Genomic DNA, 17,282 nt, shown 5'->3' with positions numbered 1-17,282 from the left:
AGCCAATTACACCATGTACATACCGCCATTTACATGCAAAGTTTCGCCTGTAATGTATGCCGCTTCTGGAGAAGCTAGGAACACAACAGCCGAAGCAATTTCGCGTGGGTCACCAAGACGACCAGCAGGAACGTTTGCTAGTGTTGCCGCACGTTGGTCATCATTTAGTGCTTTAGTCATGTCAGTTTCGATGAAACCTGGTGCAACAGTATTCACTGTAACACCACGAGACGCAACTTCACGAGCCATAGACTTAGTGAAACCAATCACACCCGCTTTTGCTGCAGCGTAGTTTGCCTGACCAGCGTTACCCATAGTACCAACAACAGAACCTACGTTGATGATGCGACCTGCGCGCTTTTTCATCATGCCGCGAAGTACAGCTTTAGACATGCGGTAGATAGGCGTCAAGTTAGTGTTGATGATATCGTTCCATTCGTCATCCTTCATACGCATTAGAAGGTTATCGCGTGTGATACCTGCGTTGTTTACTAGGATATCGATAGCACCAAACTCATCGTTGATAGTTTTAAGTGTCGCTTCGATTGACTCTACGTCTGTTACGTTCAGTGCTAGGCCTTTGCCGTTCTCACCTAGGTATTCACTGATCGCTGCAGCACCACCTTCCGATGTCGCTGTACCGATTACTGTCGCGCCACGCTCAACAAGAAGCTCAGCGATAGCACGGCCGATACCGCGGCTTGCACCAGTAACTAGGGCAACTTTGCCTTCTAGATTCATCATGATTATTGTTCCTTAGAGTTTACTTAGCGGCATCTAGCGATGCAGTGTCGTTCACTGCTGCGCCACTTAGTGTCTTCACAATACGTTTTGTTAGTCCAGTGAGTACTTTACCTGGACCAAGCTCTAGTAGTTTTTCAACGCCTTGCTCGCTCATTAGCTGAACGCTCTCAGTCCAACGAACTGGGCTGTATAGCTGACGTACTAGCGCATCTTTAATTTTTGCAGGATCTGTTTCAGCAGCCACATCAACGTTGTTAATAACAGGAAGCTGAGGTGCATTGAATTGAATCTCTTCAAGTGCAACAGCTAGCTTGTCTGCTGCTGGTTTCATTAGTGCACAATGAGACGGAACCGAAACAGGAAGTGGAAGAGCACGTTTTGCGCCTGCTTCTTTACATAGTACGCCAGCACGCTCTACTGCATCTTTGCTACCCGCGATAACCACTTGGCCTGGTGAGTTGAAGTTTACTGGTGAAACAACTTCACCCTGCGCTGCTTCTTCACACGCTTTTGCAATCGCATCATCATCAAGACCGATGATTGCGTACATGGCACCTGTGCCTGCTGGTACCGCTTCTTGCATTAGTCGGCCACGTAGCTCTACCAATTTGATCGCTTGTTTAAAATCAATTACGCCAGCACAAACAAGTGCTGAGTATTCACCCAAGCTATGACCTGCAAGGTTTGCTGGTTGTTCTAGGCCTAGCTCTTGCCATACACGCCAAATAGCAACAGAAGATGCAAGCAGAGCTGGTTGAGTACGGAATGTTTGGTTTAGATCTTCTGCCGGACCATCTTGGACTAGCGCCCAAAGGTCGTAACCTAATGCGTCAGAAGCTTCCGCGAAAGTTTGTTTAACGACTTCATATTGTTCGCCAAGATCAGCAAGCATACCGACAGCTTGAGAACCTTGACCTGGAAATACGATAGCAAACTTGCTCATATACTTTTCCTTTAACCAAAGTAAGAAAGAAAAGTGCCTATAAAGGCACCTTAATTTTAAAATTCTGTTGGGTTTAGAACTTAACCAGCGCAGAACCCCAAGTAAAACCACCACCAAATGCTTCTAGCAAGAGCATTTGACCACGCTTAATTCGACCATCACGTACTGCTTCATCTAGTGCAGACGGCACTGTCGCAGCTGATGTGTTACCGTGTTTATCTAGCGTAATCACGACTTGATCGAGTGACATTGATAGTTTTTTAGCCGTAGCCGATATAATGCGGTAGTTTGCCTGATGCGGCACTAACCAATCTAATTCAGATTTGTGCATACCGTTTGCAGCAAGGGTATCTTTGACGAGCTTGGAAAGTTGAGTAACCGCAACTTTGAATACTTCGTTACCAGCCATGTGCAGCCATTTGTCTGCATCTTTACCACGCTCTGGCACTTCTAGACTAAGCAATTCACCAAATCGACCATCAGAATAGATATGAGTCGACAGAATGCCTGGCTCTTCACTTGCCCCAACGACGACCGCCCCTGCGCCATCACCAAATAGAATGATAGTAGAACGATCCTCGGGATCACAGGTTTTTGACAGTGCGTCAGCGCCAATGACCAGAACGTTTTTGCACATGCCCGATTTGATGTGTTGATCAGCAACAGATAGTGCATACACAAAACCGGAACACGCAGCTGCCAAGTCAAATGCTGGGCAACCTTTAATATCAAGCTTGGCCTGAACCTGGCATGCTGATGATGGGAATGTGTGACTACCGCTGGTTGTTGCCAGAATAATCAGATCAATATCATGTTTATCGATGCCCGCCATTTCGATAGCGTTTTGAGCCGCGATATAGCCCATATCCGCGACGGTTTCGTTCTCAGCAGCAATGCGACGCTCTTTAATACCCGTGCGAGTAACAATCCACTCATCACTTGTATCTACCATTTTCTCTAGATCTGCGTTAGTACGCACCTGAGATGGCAGGTAGCTACCAGTACCTAAAATTTTGCTATACATGAAGACTAATAATGCCTCTCGAGTAAAACCGCTTCCAAACGATCGCTAATACGGCTTGGTACTTGTCGTTTGACCTCGTGCAGAGCTTCACCAATTGCGTTGGTAACCGCTTCTACATCAGCGCTTCCGTGGCTTTTTATGACAATGCCGCGCAATCCTAGCAAACTTGCGCCGTTATACTGGTCGGGGTTCAGTGTTTTTAGTTCATTAAATAACCCAGAAAACAATTTTCTTGCAATCCAACCCTTTATAGATGAGGACATCATGCTAGATTTTAACTTATCTATAAAAAGTTGGGCGGTGCCTTCACAGGTTTTTAAACACACATTACCAACGAACCCGTCACAGACGACAACATCTGCAAAGTCGTGTAATAGTTGATTCCCTTCAATATAACCCACAAAATTCACCGATTGTGTATTTGAGAGCATTTCTGCACAGCGCTTGACAAGATCGTTGCCTTTTATTTCTTCAGCGCCAATGTTCAGAATAGCCACTCTCGGTGCTCTTTGTAGATTTTGTTCTGCGAGTGCACTCCCCATGACCGCAAACTGAAACAATGAATCGGCATCACTGGATACATTCGCGCCAAGATCGAGCATCCAAGTTTTGTTTCCGGTCGCAGTGGGTAATGCCGAAATTAAAGCAGGCCTCTCAATCCCCGGTAACAACTTAAGACGAAAGCGAGAGAGAGCCATTAGTGCGCCAGTATTGCCACCGCTCACACACGCGTCCGCTTTTCCTGAAGCCACCGCATCGATAGCAGAGCCCATAGAGGTGCCGTTACTATTTCTAAGCGCAAGGGAAGGTTTTTCTGAGTTAGAGATGACTCGGTCACAATGCTGAATACTCAAACGAGCATCTGGCTTATAACCAAGAATTGATAATTGAGATGTGATCGCAGCTTGATCACCTAGTAGGATCACTTTCAGCTCTGGGAAATGCGACAGTGCCTGCACGGCGGCAGGCACTGTAACGCGAGGACCGAAATCCCCGCCCATTGCATCAAGTGCAACGGTTATATTTTGCAAAGGTCAACCTTACTTGTTGATAACCTTCTTGCCGCGGTAGTAACCTTCAGCAGTCACGTTGTGACGTAGGTGAGTTTCACCTGAAGTTGCGTCAACAGAAAGTGCAGCTGTAGTTAGGGCATCGTGTGAACGACGCATACCACGCTTAGAACGTGTTTTACGGTTTTTCTGTACGGCCATGGACCCTACTCCTGTGTTAATTCTTAAAGAATTACTTCTTTAAGCTTTTTAAAACATCGAATGGATTCGGCTTGTCTTCCACAATTTCTTCTGGAATCTCACCAAACACCATATTATCTGAATTAACGCTACAGTCCGCTTCATCGTGCATCGCAATTTGAGGCAAGTTTAGAATGAACTCGTCTTCAACCAACTGTATTAGGTCTACTTCACCGTACTCGTTAAGATCTACCAAATCGTACTCTTCCGGTGCGTCTTCTTCACTTTTTTCGCTGTAATACGGCGTGTAAGTGAATTCGACTTCACACAAGTGTGTGAAAACCTCGTTACAGCGTTGACACTCTAAATCAACTTCGATGTTAGCTTTACCAGAGATAACAACGAGTCGCTGTTCATCCAACCCAAATGACAATGACACTTGAGCGTCGCGTTTAACGCCTTCGACCGATTCCTCTAAGCGCTTAAAAAGACTTGCTTGAATGATACCTTCAAAATCAAGTCGCTTTTGAGCCGCTCTTGCCGGATCAACCGTTCGCGGTATTTTTACCTTTTGCATAGGGCGCGAATTCTATCTTCCAATTCGTTTATAGTCAAAGAAAAAGGGCAAAAAGTTATACTTTTTTTCCTTATCACTGAGATAGCTAGGATATCAACCATTAGATCGATTAAGCTAGCACTATATCTTCTGTTGATTGTAAATAAAAATGCCAAATTACCAACTAGTTTTAGCCTCAACTTCGCCTTATCGCAAACAACTGCTCAACAAACTCTCACTTTCGTTTATTACATGCTCTCCAGATTTTGACGAAACTCCGTTAGAGGACGAAACACCTTTGCAGCTGGTAAAGCGACTCGCAAAAGGCAAAGCAGAGTCATGTAAAACAGAATCAGCGAGCCTTGTCATCGGCAGTGATCAGGTCTGTGTGATTGATGGGAGAATAGTTGGTAAACCCCTCTCTAGAGAGAATGCAATCAAACAGCTCATGCAACAAAGCGGTCAATCTATCCAGTTTTACACCGGACTTGCGTTACACAACACGATAAGTGGTGAAACCGAGGTCAAAGTCGATACTTTTACGGTGCATTTCCGTCAGCTTACTGAAAAACAAATTGCACGCTACGTTGACCTTGAGGAGCCCTATTACTGTGCAGGTAGCTTTAAGAGTGAAGGGTTAGGGATTGCCCTATTCGATAAATTGGAAGGGAAAGATCCAAACACATTAGTAGGCTTACCTTTGATCGATTTGATCGATATGCTCCAGGAGCAAGGAATCTCCGTCCTGTAACTTGAGTGATATGATTTAAAAAAACGCCGCCATTTTAATCGCGGCGTTTTTAGTCATAATTTTCAATTACGAGCTTTGCTTTCTCAGGCCTTCTAAAGTCCGTTCAAGCTTCGCTTCCATCGGTGCGTTGATCTCCATCCACTCTTCCGTCGCTGGATGAATGAACTTGATGTTTGCCGCATGGAGGAAAAGTCTATCAAGACCAAGTTTTCCCGTGTAAGCGTCAAAGCGTCGATCTCCGTATCTATCATCCCAAGCAATCGGATGACCTACATACTGTGTATGGACACGAATCTGGTGAGTTCGGCCCGTAATCGGACTTGCTTGGACCAAGGTTGCATCAGCGAACTTCTCGATGATCTTAAAACGGGTCTCGGACAACTTACCATTCGGGTTAACACGAACAATGCTGTTTACTTCGTTTTTAAGTAGGGGTGCATTCACAACTTTACAGCTGCTCTTCCACTGCCCCATCACCAACGCAAAGTAAAACTTTTTCACCGTTTTTTCGCGGAACTGAGCTTGCAGATGACGCAGTGCCGAACGCTTTTTAGCCACAAGCAAGATACCCGAGGTATCGCGGTCAATTCGGTGAACCAATTCTAAAAATCGCGCCTGAGGACGAAGGGCTCGCAATGCTTCGATTGCACCAAATTTTAAGCCGCTACCACCATGGACGGCGGTACCAGATGGTTTATTGAGGATAAGCATGTGATCATCTTCATAGATAACCATATTCTCTAACTCAGCAACCTTATTTAACTTGGTACTCGGTGCAACTTCTTCTGCCTTTTCTTCAAGCGTAACAGGAGGAATACGGACCATATCACCCGCCTGTAGCTTATATTCCGCTTTGACGCGCTTTTTATTTACTCGTACTTCGCCCTTACGCAAGATTCGATAAACCATGCTTTTAGGTATACTTTTCAGAAAGTTACGCAGAAAGTTATCAACTCGCTGGCCAGCCATATCGTCGTCGATATCTACAAACTGGACTTTTGTTCTAATTTCGCTCATTTCGCCATTCTAACACTCTACCTTGCGTATATTCACACTTTCTACGCAACAGGCGGGTTATTTTCTCTCTAACAATGGATTTCCGTCCAGCTAAGGATAAAAATCCACCAACTCAACAACTTATATCACTAAATATTTTATAAGCACTTTAAATACAGACACTTACCAAAAATAAAATTAGCTTTTTTAGTGTTTTATAATAAAGCAGATTGCTGAGTTTATTGGGTACTGCTATAGTTCACACCTGCAATAATTGATTCGGTTGCATTTTAAACAAACCCAATCATTTTAGAGCAAATTAATGAGTAGTCCGCTAATTTAACAAAATGCAGCACACGGCGTAAGACATTTTCGAAGTTAGCTATTTTGTTGCCCTACTCAGTATGCCAATGCCATTGACTAGAAGTTAATAAATTGCGCAGGGAAAATCGTAATAGATAGGCATGAATTGCAACCAACTAGTTATTCTAATTGCAAAATCCATCGCGCCTCTCCTGACGTTTCAACCAGCAAAGTAAACCAATGGTCAATGGTCATAGCATTGACTTTCATGTTGAGTATTTCCGCCAACATTGCGGCTTACACGCATAACGAGCTTGTAAGACTGACGTGCCCCAGAGCATCCCTCCAGCCGGGAGGCTGCACACAATTAAGCCATGGGATCAGGCACCGTGAAAGAGACAAAGGCAGCAGCAGACATAGAATGACAACGAGATTTATCAATGAAAAGAATGTTAATCAACGCAACTCAAAAAGAAGAGTTGCGTGTTGCTTTGGTTGATGGTCAGAGACTGTACGATTTAGATATCGAAAGCCCTGGTCATGAATCGAAAAAAGCAAATATCTACAAAGGACGTATCACTCGCATCGAACCAAGTCTGGAAGCTGCTTTCGTAGACTATGGTGCAGAAAGACACGGTTTCCTCCCTCTTAAAGAAATTGCCCGCGAATACTTCCCTGAAGGCTATACCTATCAAGGCCGTCCAAGCATTAAAGAAGTGCTGACCGAAGGCCAAGAAGTCATCGTACAAGTAGAGAAAGAAGAACGTGGCAGCAAAGGTGCTGCGCTAACGACGTTCATCTCTCTTGCGGGTAGTTACCTTGTTCTAATGCCTAATAACCCTCGTGCTGGCGGTATTTCTCGCCGAATCGAAGGCGACGAACGCACACAGCTAAAAGCTGCACTAAGCACTCTTGAACTGCCGCAAGGTATGGGCCTGATTGTTCGTACAGCAGGTGTGGGCAAAAGCGCAGAAGAACTGGAGTGGGATTTAAACGTACTTCTTAACCATTGGGGCGCAATCAAACAAGCTTCTGATGCGAATCCAGCTCCTTTCCTAATTCACCAAGAAAGTAACGTTATCGTACGTGCTATTCGCGATTATTTACGTCGTGATATCGGCGAAATTTTAATCGATAGCAATACGATCTATGAACGTGCACTACAGCATATCAGCCTAGTAAGACCTGACTTTGTTAGCCGAGTTAAGAAATACGACGGTGAAGTACCGCTGTTTAGCCACTATCAAATCGAAAGCCAAATTGAGTCTGCATTCCAACGTGAAGTTCGACTTCCATCAGGTGGTTCAATCGTTATTGACCCAACTGAAGCACTGACTTCAATCGATATCAACTCTGCTCGTGCAACAAAGGGCGGCGATATTGAAGAAACAGCACTTAACACGAACCTTGAAGCAGCGGACGAAATCGCTCGCCAGTTGCGTCTACGTGATTTGGGTGGTTTGGTTGTTATCGACTTTATCGATATGACACCCGTTCGCCACCAGCGCGAAGTAGAAAACCGTCTACGCGACGCAGTACGTATGGATCGTGCTCGTGTGCAGATTGGTCGTATTTCTCGCTTTGGTCTACTAGAGATGTCGCGTCAGCGTCTAAGTCCTTCTCTTGCAGAAGCTAGCCACCATATTTGTCCTCGCTGTACAGGTACTGGTGTTGTTCGCGACAACGAATCTCTTGCTCTTTCTGTACTTCGTCTGATTGAAGAAGAAGCGTTAAAAGACAACACAGCGCAAGTACTGGCTGTTGTACCGGTACCGATCGCATCTTATCTTCTTAATGAAAAACGTCGCTCTGTGAACCACATTGAGCGCATTCAAGAAGTTAAGATCACAGTTGTGCCTAATTCAGATATGGAAACTCCTCACTTCGACGTTATTCGTGTACGCGAAGGTGAAGAGTTCGACCTACTCTCTTACCTGCTACCTAAGAAACTAGAAGCAATGAAAGAGGCGGAAGGTCGTGAAGCACCTGAAACTGAAACTAAACCTAAGAAGATTGAAGAGCCGGTTCTGAAAGGCTTTGCTGCTCCTGCTCAATCTGCGCCAGCACCAAAACCGATGCCTAAAGCAGAAGAAAAGAAAGCAGATGTACAAGAATCTAAACCAGGTCTTGTTAGCCGCCTCTTTAAAGCTATAAGCAACTTCCTATTTGGTTCAAGCTCTGCGACAGACAAAGTCGAAGAGAAGAAAGAAACGACAGAAAGGAAAGAAGGTCAGCGCAGCAATCGCAATCGTCGCAACCGCAATGATCAACGTCGTCGCAGTCCTCGTGATAACCGCAGCGAAAGCCGCAGTGATAACCGCGAAGAAAAACGTGACATTAAACGTGATAACAAACGCAAACCGCAGCAGCGTGATGAAGCTTCAAGCGAAGGCAAAGTAGCAACTGAACGCAAGCCGCAGAACCGCAAACCTAAGCAAGATCGTCGTAGCAAAGTTGATGATGTAAAAGCAACCAAGGTTGCAGAAGAAGGCTTGAAGCTCGCAGCAGATGCTGAGCAAACGGAAAAACCAAACCGTACTGAAGAAAAAGCAGCGAAAGTGAAAGAGCGTCGTCAGCGTCGTCAACTGACTAAACAAGTTCGCGTTAAAGACCAGAAGGCGCAAGCGGAAGCACAAGAAGTTGTGAAAGAAGCGAAAGCCGAAGTAGTCGCTGAAGCGGTTGAACAAAACGTAGAAGCGCCAGCACAAGAAGCAGAACAGGGTAAACAACGCCGAAACCGTCGCTCACCTCGTCACCTGCGTGCAAGTGGTCAGCGTCGCCGTCGTGGCCGTGATCGTCGCCCTAACCCATTCCGCCTACGTAAAGGTGGTGTAGCGTCTCCTGAGATGGCTATGGGTAAAGTCATGCCTAGCTACGGAATCATTAAGCCTGCAGCTAAGTCGAAGCCAAAAACTGAACAAGTAGCAGTTGAAGCGGTAGAGAGTCAAGTTGTATTAGGTGGATTCGCTTGCCCTGAAATGGCAATGGGTAAAGTGATCATCCGTCATGATGAGCTTACGGTTGAACCTGCGAAAACTGAAATAGCGAAACCTATTGAAACACCGGAAACACCCGTTGAAGTTGTTGAAAAGGTTGAAAAGGTTGAAGCTCCAATCGTAGAAGTGGAACAAGCTGAAGAAGTGGCCATTGCGAAAACGCAAGTCACTACATCAGTGGCTACGCAAGCAATGACAGAAACCATCTCAGAGAATGCCGCGCCAGTATTCAAAGGCCAAGCATCATCTCCAATGACCAAAGCTTCAGGCCCAGTCGAGATGAAAGAAATCGCCGTTGTAGCAGCGCCATTCCGCGAAGAACGATACCAGCCAAAAGGTGCAGGTAGTCAAGTCGCGAAGAATCAAGCTAGCGCAGCAATGACCAAACCGGTAGGTTTCTAATCTAGCAACTAAAATTAAACAGCCCCTAAACACAGGGGCTGTTTTTTTATATCCCGATTAGCGTTCATTTGTTTATCATAAACATTGGTCAATATTTGGTTCATTGTTGAACTTAATCACACTTTTCGGTAGCATTCGCCAACTCGATCTGAAACAAACGCTTTGTTTTATCCGCTCTTTTATACCGCATTTTTGCTCATGGAATTTCAAAGCCGCTTTTCAGAATACATTTAAATCCTTAGTAAAACTGAGCAAGCATGTTTGAATTCCCACAATTTTCTAAGCACTCTGTAAAAAACGACGTGCTTTCGGGCCTGACGGTAGCGCTAGCACTAGTCCCTGAAGCCGTTGCATTCGCCTTCGTTGCTGGCGTAGACCCTATGGTTGGTTTATACGCTGCATTCATTGTCGGCTTAATCACATCAATTTTTGGTGGCCGCCCAGGCATGATTTCTGGCGCAACTGGCGCTATGGCCGTCGTCATGGTGAGCTTGGTTGCAAGCCACGGTGTCCAATACCTCTTTGCTGCCATCCTGCTTGCGGGTATCTTCCAAATAGCAGCAGGTATGTTCAAACTGGGCAAGTTTATCCGTATTGTTCCCCACCCTGTCATGATCGGCTTCGTCAACGGCTTAGCCATTGTTATCTTCTTAGCCCAGCTTGGTCAATTTAAAGCGCCAGACATCAACGGTGTACTGACTTGGCTACCACAAGACGAAATGATGTTAATGCTAGGCTTAGTCGCGCTAACAATGGCAATCATTTACTTTTTGCCTAAGATCACGACAGCGGTACCCTCGTCTCTGGTTGCAATTGTGACGGTGACTGCACTGGTTGTTGGCTTGGATTTAGAAACCCGTACTGTGGTTGATTTCCTGCGCGCGATGTCAGGTGACGAAGCCGCTACACTTGCCGGTTCTTTGCCGACATTCTCAATCCCAACCGTGCCACTAACACTTGAAACACTGCAGATCATTTTACCTTATGCGATTATTCTTGCGGCAATTGGCCTGATCGAATCTCTGCTAACTTTGACTGTGCTCGACGAAATGACAAATACTCGTGGTCAATCTAATCGCGAATGTATTGGTCAGGGTATGGCAAACGTAACCTGTTCTGTCTTCGGGGCAATGGGTGGTTGTGCGATGATCGGTCAGTCGATGATCAACGTAAACTCGGGTGGTCGTGGCCGTCTGTCAGGCATTGTTGCTGCAGTCATGCTACTGATGTTTATCCTGTTTGCTTCCGCGCTAATCGAAATGATCCCGCTAGCAGCACTGGTTGGTGTCATGTTTATGGTAGTGATTGGTACGTTCGAATGGGCGACATTCAAGCTCGCACGCCGCGTACCAAAACAAGACTTTTTCGTTATCGTACTCGTTACGGTTGTAACTGTACTGACTGACCTTGCAATCGCGGTCTTTGTTGGTGTTATCGCATCGGCGCTTATGTTTGCATGGCAACACGCGAAGCACATCTACGCTGATACTCATATTAATGAAGAAGGCTCAAAAGAGTACAAGATCCACGGCCCAGTGTTCTTCGGCTCAGTAGCGAACTTCCTTGAAATTTTTGACGCTCACAACGACCCAGCAGACGTTATCGTCGACTTCGCTGATTCACGCGTGACCGACCATTCTGCAATTGAAGCTATTGAAACACTCGCAGAGCGTTACGCAGCTCAGGGTAAAACATTACATTTACGCCACTTGAGCCAAGACTGCCGCGCACTTCTGGACAAAGCAGGCAGCTTAGTTGAGATCAACGTGAAAGAAGACCCAAGCTACAAAGTTGCAACTGACGTGTTAGCAGGTTAATTTCGAACGTACAAATACTAAGGGCTTCCATATGGAAGCCCTTTTTTGATGCGTTACGCTTTTTGGCGAATTACATTAGTTTATTCAACTTTTCACCTAGTAGATCAAGTCGCCATCCCTGCATCACATCAGGCAATTCAGCGCAATCACGATCTTTTTTCCACACCCAACTGATAAATTGGTTTAGCTGCTTTTTCGACGCCAGAAACTCTGTTGCTAAGCCTGACGCTTGCGATACGTGTTTTACTTCATCTTTTAGCTTCTTAAAGAGCTGTTTATAGCCATGCATATCCATCAATCGCTCTATTTTCGCTGGGTACTCTTCCGCGGGCGTGGTAGAGGCGGACTTAACGATAGCAATGATTCGAGTTGCATGGCGACCAATAGCGCGAGGATCTATCCCCTCTTGCTCCATTCGCTGACGGTTCTGTATACCCAAACGAGCGACTGTTAATAAATCACATTCTTTAAAAACAAAGTTAAGTGCTAAGTCTCGACGTTGAGCTTCTTTAAAACGCCAGGTTGCTAACGGCTTTAGAATCGCCAATTCACGTGGTTTAAGTTGCCACGCACCTTTGATATCCAGATAAGCCATTTCTGGGTCAACATTTTTCACGCGTTTAGCGGCAAGCAGGTCACTTTCTTGCTGGGCGGCTTCCCACCAGCCCGCATCTGTCACTTTCTGTGCGAGTTTTTCATACAAAGGATACAAATAGAACACATCTGCCGCTGCATACTCCAACTGCTTCTCTGTAAGAGGTCTTGCTAACCAATCCGTTCTTGACTCGCTCTTGTCTAACTCAACATTCAAAAAGGTATCCACTAGCGAAGCAAAACCCGTTGAGAGACCATGACCTAGAAACGCAGCCATGACTTGCGTGTCGATCATCGGATAAGGCAGACATCCGAAACTGTTTTGGAATACTTCCAGATCTTCACCACATGCGTGCAACACTTTCAGAACAGACGTATCTTTTAGCAACTGTTCAAAAGCGCTCATATCATCTATCACAGTCGGGTCTATCAGCGAGAGAATCTCACCGTCAAATAACTGGATGAGTCCCAGCTGCGGATAGTAAGTTCGTGTTCGCACAAATTCAGTATCCAGCATAACGATATCAGTGTCCCTTGCCTGCAAACAGACCTTTTCTAATTGTTCGGATTTGGTAATGATTTGGTAGTTCACTAGGTTCTCGCTGTGAAGTTGAATGCGCCGGTAACAAAAATGCCGACATGTGTTTGTCGGCATTCTATCATTTATCAGTGCGTTCTGCTTGGCTAGTTGGCTTTACGACACTTTCGCTAAATTGGCTTCGTTTTCTTCACGTAGCTGCCTACGCAGGATCTTACCAACGTTTGTCTTTGGTAGATCTTCCTTGAACTCAACCAGTTTTGGCACTTTGTAACCTGTTAGGTGTTGGCGACAGTGTGCAATGATCTCATCTTTGGTTAAGCTCGGATCACGCTTAACGACATAAATCTTCACCACTTCACCGGATACTGGGTGCTCTTGACCAATGGCTGCTACTTCAAGCACCTTCCCATGCAAAGCAACCACATCTTCAATTTCATTTGGATAAACGTTGAAGCCTGATACCAAAATCATATCTTTCTTGCGGTCTACAATATGAATCAGCCCTTCGTCGTCAAACTTAACGATATCACCCGTCGATAGCCAACCATCCGCGTTAATCACTTCTTTGGTTGCTTCTGGGCGCTGCCAGTAACCTTGCATGACTTGTGGGCCTCGCACTTGTAGTTCACCGACTTCTGTCGCAGGCAATTCATTGCCTTCGTCATCCACAATACGAACTTCGGTTGAAGGCACTGGTAAACCTATCGCGCCTGTATACTCAGTCAAGTCATATGGGTTGCCCGTAACTAGCGGTGAACACTCTGTCAGGCCATAACCTTCTAGCAGGTGGATGCCTGTTGTTTTTTGCCATTGGTCTGCAACGGCTCGTTGTACCGCCATACCGCCACCAACAGACAGCTTTAGGTTGCTAAAATCAAGTTCGTGGAAGTCTTCATTGTTAACTAGAGCATTAAACAGCGTGTTTACACCTGTAATCGCAGTGAATGGGTACTTTTGTAGCTCTTTGACAAAACCTGGAATATCACGCGGGTTTGTGATGAGCAAGTTGCGACCGCCCATCTCGACAAACAATAGGCAGTTCACTGTCAGTGCAAATACGTGATATAGCGGAAGCGCCGTGACAACAAGTTCACGACCTTCAGACAAGATCGGACCATACGCGCCTTTCGCTTGCAGCACGTTAGCGATCATGTTGCGGTGCGTTAAGATCGCTCCTTTTGCTACACCTGTCGTACCGCCAGTGTACTGCAAAAATGCGATGTCTTCGCCAGACATAAATGGCTTCACATACTGCAAACGACGGCCCTGACTCAACGCTTTTCGCATAGAGATGGCACCCGGTAGGTTATATTTAGGCACCATACCTTTAACGTACTTCACGACGAAATCAACAAGCGTACCTTTAGCGCGTGGTAGCATTTGACCAAGACTAGTAAGGACGACATGTTTAACTGACGTGTTATCGACAATTTGCTCTAGTGTATTAGCAAAGTTAGAAACGATAACAATGGCTTTTGCACCCGAATCGTTTAACTGGTGCTCAAGTTCACGTGGCGTGTACAGAGGGTTCACGTTTACCGCAATACAACCCGCACGCAACACACCAAACAGAGCCACTGGGTATTGCAGTAAGTTTGGCATCATTAACGCGACGCGGTCGCCTTTCTTAAGCTTTAGCTCATTTTGCAGATAAGCGGCAAAAGCACGGCTGCGCTCTTCAAGCTTACGGAATGTCATTACCGAGCCCATATTCATAAATGCAGGCTGGTCTGCGTACTTTTGTACCGATTGTTCAAACATCTCGACCAGCGACGGATACTGATCTGGGTTGATGTGCTCTGGCACATCGCTTGGGTAACGTGATAACCAAGGTTTATCCACGGTAATACTCCTCGAAATAAGCGGGCGGTTGTCGACGAAACGCCGTGTTTTTATTGTCGACTATTACACCACAGGCAAAGTGTTCGAGCACGAAAGACCCAAACACTTGTTTAAATTTTGTTAACCAAGCCAAAAATTAGGTTAATTACTCTATTAGGAGATTGAAGGTGACAATGATGCCCACCATCAACCCATTCAAATTGAATGGTTTCGGAGGCATCTTGCTGAAAGCGATGCAAATGCGGAAAGCCTTGATCACCTAACACAACCACCTGAGGGCAGGTAATGTGTTGGCGAATGGATTGTGCATGTTCCAACGACATTCGATAAAGAGACTGGCTCTGCAACTTGACATCGTGTCGCCAAAACCACTGCGACTCACGTTCAATTAAGCCGCGTGTCACGATGGGTGCTATCAGCTCAGGTAAAATATGGTTTACCTTTGCGCGTCTCTCTACTGCATCTTGAATCGATGCAAATGCTCGAGTCGGTTTTCTACGAATTCTTTGGCGGCTGAGTACGCCTTCTCTTAACCGAGAAACCGTTTCGCTGCCTTCTTCAGCCAAAGGCCCGTAACCTTCTATCTGAACTAACCCACTGACTTGTTCAGGAAAGGCGGCACTATAGCAACTTGCAACCAAAGCACCAAGTGAATGCCCTACTAACACCACCCTGTTTGGCGACAAGTTAATCAAAAACTGGTAAATATCATCAATATAGTCGTGAAATGGGTAGAAGTTATCGAAGCTTTTGTGGCTTGAGTGCCCGTGGCCGGGTAAATCAATAGCACAGAGATGAATATGCGGAGCTTGTTTATGCATGCCCTCCATGACGCTAAAGAAACTAGCGGCATTATCCAGCCAACCATGTAAAAAAACGACCGAGAGTTCGGCCGTTTTACTGTCTCCATACTCAACGGATTCAATAAATCCATCATCCAGTATGTAGCGTTTATTCATCAACGTCATTTTACTTCCTGAATCACTTTACCCTGACGGGTACCAAATCGAAGATCTCGGCAATAGAGGCTTCGGCACGAATAAAAATGGTTATCTATATCATGAAGAATGACTTTTTCTTCGATACGCCACAAATGGTAGCCTGTCACATTCATAACCGGGAATTCGTAATTGAAGTCACCGACTTGACCCATTTCCATTTCATCACTTCGACCCAGCAATGTTATCAAGCGCCCTTGAGACAACATAACAGGATCGACGAATCCTTTGATATACGCGATAAAACGACCTTGTGGTTCTTTATCAATATCTGGCTTACCTGTCGAACCGATAGGCAAATTCACGATCTCGACTCGCGTCGTTTGCTCTAGATTAGAGACACTGGCAATCACCCCACCTAAGCGAACTTCATTGTTCGTTGATCGGGATGCTCGCCATTGAGAGTAATCGGTGACGACATTGGTATTGTCGGTTTTAAGATTTTCAGGAAGAGAGCCGCACGCACTGAGTAAAAGCGCCGTGCCAATTACGATGACATGAGACAGGATGTGAGATAACGAAGAGTGTATGTTCATAACGTCACCAGTTCTAACCAAAGGTTCTATATATAAATATCGACACCTAGCATCATTGAGAGTTCATCTCGTTTCGAACGATTCATGACATCCATATACTCTTCCATCGCTTTGCGTCCCTTTCCCTCAGGGAGGTCATATTGGATCTGAGCTTTGTGAATATCCGATTCGTTGACATGACGGATAGTGTGAGCCACGGCATTCGCCACCTTTGAAGGCTGACCAACCGAGGTGTTGTGTTCCGTTTTATTTACGTCCTTCTTTTTATTGGTCTTGTTAGCCCGGTTGGGACCTGTGACCGAAGGAGGTAATCCATTAATTGAAACCATGCTATCCGTCTATATCAATTATTCGCGCCCAGGAAGTTTTTTCCAAGCTACGGTATCGCGTAAATAGGTAGGACTTGCGTCTTCAACGTCAACCGTGTTTCCCTTCTCCAGCTCAAATTTTGCTATATGGACAATATCTTCAGCATCAGGAAAAAGAACATCACTGCTTTCACGCTTGAATTTCAAACCTGACAACTCTTCACTGTATGCATCCCAACCTGTACCTGCTGTCGCCCATACATGTTCGTCTGTTTGACTATTTTCAGCCAACAGAGCTGGCCGCACCACTTGCTCTTCATCGAATTGCAACCATGTACCATCTTGCTGGCGTACAAAACGTCCCCAGTAAACTTCACTCATGCGTGCGTCAATAGCACAGGCGACATGCTCCGCTTTATTCAGACGGAAACAGCCTTGAGCCATCGCTTCTAAGGTGGATACCCCAATCATTGGTAAGTCGGCACCAAATGCCAAACCTTGCGCAATGCCAATACCAATACGTACACCTGTAAAGCTACCCGGACCGCGACCGAATGCCAAGGCATCCAGATCAGTCAGTGCAAGCCCAGCTTCTTTTAACACTTCATCTACCATAGGTAGAATTTTTTTCGTATGGTCTCTTGGTGCTACTTCGCTGCGAACATACACTTTTTCATCAACTAAAAGAGCCACTGAACAGTTTTCTGTAGCAGTATCTAGGGCAAGAATCTTTGCGCTCAT

The 17,282-nt window shown here is 45.6% G+C and carries 16 protein-coding genes; 3 read left to right on the top strand and 13 right to left on the bottom strand.

Annotated features, from left to right (window positions below):
• Positions 1–6 precede the first annotated feature (6 nt).
• The 6 genes from fabG to yceD all read right to left on the bottom strand — a co-directional run bounded on the left by fabG (position 7) and on the right by yceD (position 4,478).
• Complete coding sequence (gene fabG / locus NP165_RS04615; RefSeq protein WP_171384676.1) at positions 7–741, bottom strand: 3-oxoacyl-ACP reductase FabG; 735 nt, start codon at positions 739–741, stop codon at positions 7–9.
• Between the two features lie 22 nt (positions 742–763).
• Entirely contained in the window at positions 764–1,687 is a 924-nt protein-coding gene (fabD, locus tag NP165_RS04610; RefSeq protein WP_257085144.1) for an ACP S-malonyltransferase, read from the bottom strand.
• Between the two features lie 73 nt (positions 1,688–1,760).
• The gene (locus NP165_RS04605) at positions 1,761–2,711 is read right to left on the bottom strand and encodes a beta-ketoacyl-ACP synthase III (protein WP_257085143.1); all 951 of its coding nucleotides are present in this window, start codon (positions 2,709–2,711) and stop codon (positions 1,761–1,763) included.
• A 5-nt stretch (positions 2,712–2,716) separates the two neighbouring features.
• Positions 2,717–3,742: a phosphate acyltransferase PlsX gene (plsX, locus tag NP165_RS04600; RefSeq protein WP_257085142.1), complete on the bottom strand. Its 1,026-nt coding sequence runs from the start codon at positions 3,740–3,742 to the stop codon at positions 2,717–2,719.
• Positions 3,743–3,751: 9 nt separating this feature from the next.
• Entirely contained in the window at positions 3,752–3,922 is a 171-nt protein-coding gene (gene rpmF, locus NP165_RS04595; RefSeq protein ID WP_014232495.1) for a 50S ribosomal protein L32, read from the bottom strand.
• A 31-nt stretch (positions 3,923–3,953) separates the two neighbouring features.
• Positions 3,954–4,478 (bottom strand): 23S rRNA accumulation protein YceD, encoded by a 525-nt coding sequence (yceD, locus tag NP165_RS04590; protein ID WP_257085141.1) that lies wholly within the window; start codon positions 4,476–4,478, stop codon positions 3,954–3,956.
• Between the two features lie 148 nt (positions 4,479–4,626).
• On the opposite strand from yceD, the gene NP165_RS04585 reads away from it, so the two are divergent.
• Positions 4,627–5,208, top strand: coding sequence for a Maf family protein (locus tag NP165_RS04585; RefSeq protein ID WP_257085140.1), 582 nt, complete (start codon positions 4,627–4,629; stop codon positions 5,206–5,208).
• Between the two features lie 66 nt (positions 5,209–5,274).
• On the opposite strand, the gene rluC is transcribed toward NP165_RS04585, so the two are convergent.
• Positions 5,275–6,225, bottom strand: coding sequence for a 23S rRNA pseudouridine(955/2504/2580) synthase RluC (rluC, locus tag NP165_RS04580; RefSeq protein ID WP_257085139.1), 951 nt, complete (start codon positions 6,223–6,225; stop codon positions 5,275–5,277).
• A gap of 722 nt (positions 6,226–6,947) precedes the next feature.
• On the opposite strand from rluC, the gene rne reads away from it, so the two are divergent.
• Positions 6,948–9,905: a ribonuclease E gene (gene rne / locus NP165_RS04575; protein WP_257085138.1), complete on the top strand. Its 2,958-nt coding sequence runs from the start codon at positions 6,948–6,950 to the stop codon at positions 9,903–9,905.
• A 257-nt stretch (positions 9,906–10,162) separates the two neighbouring features.
• The gene (locus tag NP165_RS04570) at positions 10,163–11,722 is read left to right on the top strand and encodes a SulP family inorganic anion transporter (RefSeq protein WP_257085137.1); all 1,560 of its coding nucleotides are present in this window, start codon (positions 10,163–10,165) and stop codon (positions 11,720–11,722) included.
• 70 nt (positions 11,723–11,792) lie between these two features.
• Here NP165_RS04570 and rnd read toward each other — a convergent pair whose 3' ends face one another.
• The 6 genes from rnd to tsaB form a co-directional block, all read right to left on the bottom strand.
• Positions 11,793–12,908, bottom strand: a complete 1,116-nt coding sequence (gene rnd, locus NP165_RS04565) for a ribonuclease D (RefSeq protein WP_257085136.1) — start codon at positions 12,906–12,908, stop codon at positions 11,793–11,795.
• Positions 12,909–13,010: 102 nt separating this feature from the next.
• Positions 13,011–14,699, bottom strand: coding sequence for a long-chain-fatty-acid--CoA ligase FadD (gene fadD / locus NP165_RS04560; protein WP_257085135.1), 1,689 nt, complete (start codon positions 14,697–14,699; stop codon positions 13,011–13,013).
• Positions 14,700–14,809: 110 nt separating this feature from the next.
• Positions 14,810–15,667, bottom strand: coding sequence for an alpha/beta fold hydrolase (locus NP165_RS04555; RefSeq protein WP_257085134.1), 858 nt, complete (start codon positions 15,665–15,667; stop codon positions 14,810–14,812).
• Complete coding sequence (locus NP165_RS04550; protein ID WP_257085133.1) at positions 15,664–16,233, bottom strand: Slp family lipoprotein; 570 nt, start codon at positions 16,231–16,233, stop codon at positions 15,664–15,666. Before NP165_RS04550 ends, NP165_RS04555 begins: the two co-directional genes overlap by 4 nt.
• A gap of 26 nt (positions 16,234–16,259) precedes the next feature.
• On the bottom strand, positions 16,260–16,562 hold the full coding sequence (locus NP165_RS04545) for a chromosome partitioning protein ParA (RefSeq protein WP_257085132.1): 303 nt from the start codon (positions 16,560–16,562) through the stop codon (positions 16,260–16,262).
• A gap of 18 nt (positions 16,563–16,580) precedes the next feature.
• The gene (tsaB, locus tag NP165_RS04540; protein WP_257085131.1) at positions 16,581–17,282 is read right to left on the bottom strand and encodes a tRNA (adenosine(37)-N6)-threonylcarbamoyltransferase complex dimerization subunit type 1 TsaB; all 702 of its coding nucleotides are present in this window, start codon (positions 17,280–17,282) and stop codon (positions 16,581–16,583) included.

Origin of the sequence: Vibrio japonicus (assembly GCF_024582835.1) — a bacterium.
In the GTDB taxonomy this organism is placed as follows: Bacteria; Pseudomonadota; Gammaproteobacteria; order Enterobacterales; family Vibrionaceae; genus Vibrio; species Vibrio japonicus.
Note: the sequence above shows the minus strand (reverse complement) of the source record. Positions and strands in the feature narration are given on the sequence as shown.

Bases quoted from the DNA above. Each gene is read 5' to 3' on its own strand.
- NP165_RS04585 (WP_257085140.1), top strand. From the start codon at position 4,627: ATGCCAAATTACCAACTAGTTTTAGCCTCAACTTCGCCTTATCGCAAA.
- NP165_RS04570 (WP_257085137.1), top strand. From the start codon at position 10,163: ATGTTTGAATTCCCACAATTTTCTAAGCACTCTGTAAAAAACGACGTG.
- NP165_RS04545 (WP_257085132.1), bottom strand. From the start codon at position 16,562: ATGGTTTCAATTAATGGATTACCTCCTTCGGTCACAGGTCCCAACCGG.
- fabD (WP_257085144.1), bottom strand. From the start codon at position 1,687: ATGAGCAAGTTTGCTATCGTATTTCCAGGTCAAGGTTCTCAAGCTGTC.
- rluC (WP_257085139.1), bottom strand. From the start codon at position 6,225: ATGAGCGAAATTAGAACAAAAGTCCAGTTTGTAGATATCGACGACGAT.
- yceD (WP_257085141.1), bottom strand. From the start codon at position 4,478: ATGCAAAAGGTAAAAATACCGCGAACGGTTGATCCGGCAAGAGCGGCT.
- fabG (WP_171384676.1), bottom strand. From the start codon at position 741: ATGAATCTAGAAGGCAAAGTTGCCCTAGTTACTGGTGCAAGCCGCGGT.
- NP165_RS04555 (WP_257085134.1), bottom strand. From the start codon at position 15,667: ATGACGTTGATGAATAAACGCTACATACTGGATGATGGATTTATTGAA.
- NP165_RS04605 (WP_257085143.1), bottom strand. From the start codon at position 2,711: ATGTATAGCAAAATTTTAGGTACTGGTAGCTACCTGCCATCTCAGGTG.
- tsaB (WP_257085131.1), bottom strand. From the start codon at position 17,282: ATGAGCGCAAAGATTCTTGCCCTAGATACTGCTACAGAAAACTGTTCA.
- NP165_RS04550 (WP_257085133.1), bottom strand. From the start codon at position 16,233: ATGAACATACACTCTTCGTTATCTCACATCCTGTCTCATGTCATCGTA.
- rne (WP_257085138.1), top strand. From the start codon at position 6,948: ATGAAAAGAATGTTAATCAACGCAACTCAAAAAGAAGAGTTGCGTGTT.
- rpmF (WP_014232495.1), bottom strand. From the start codon at position 3,922: ATGGCCGTACAGAAAAACCGTAAAACACGTTCTAAGCGTGGTATGCGT.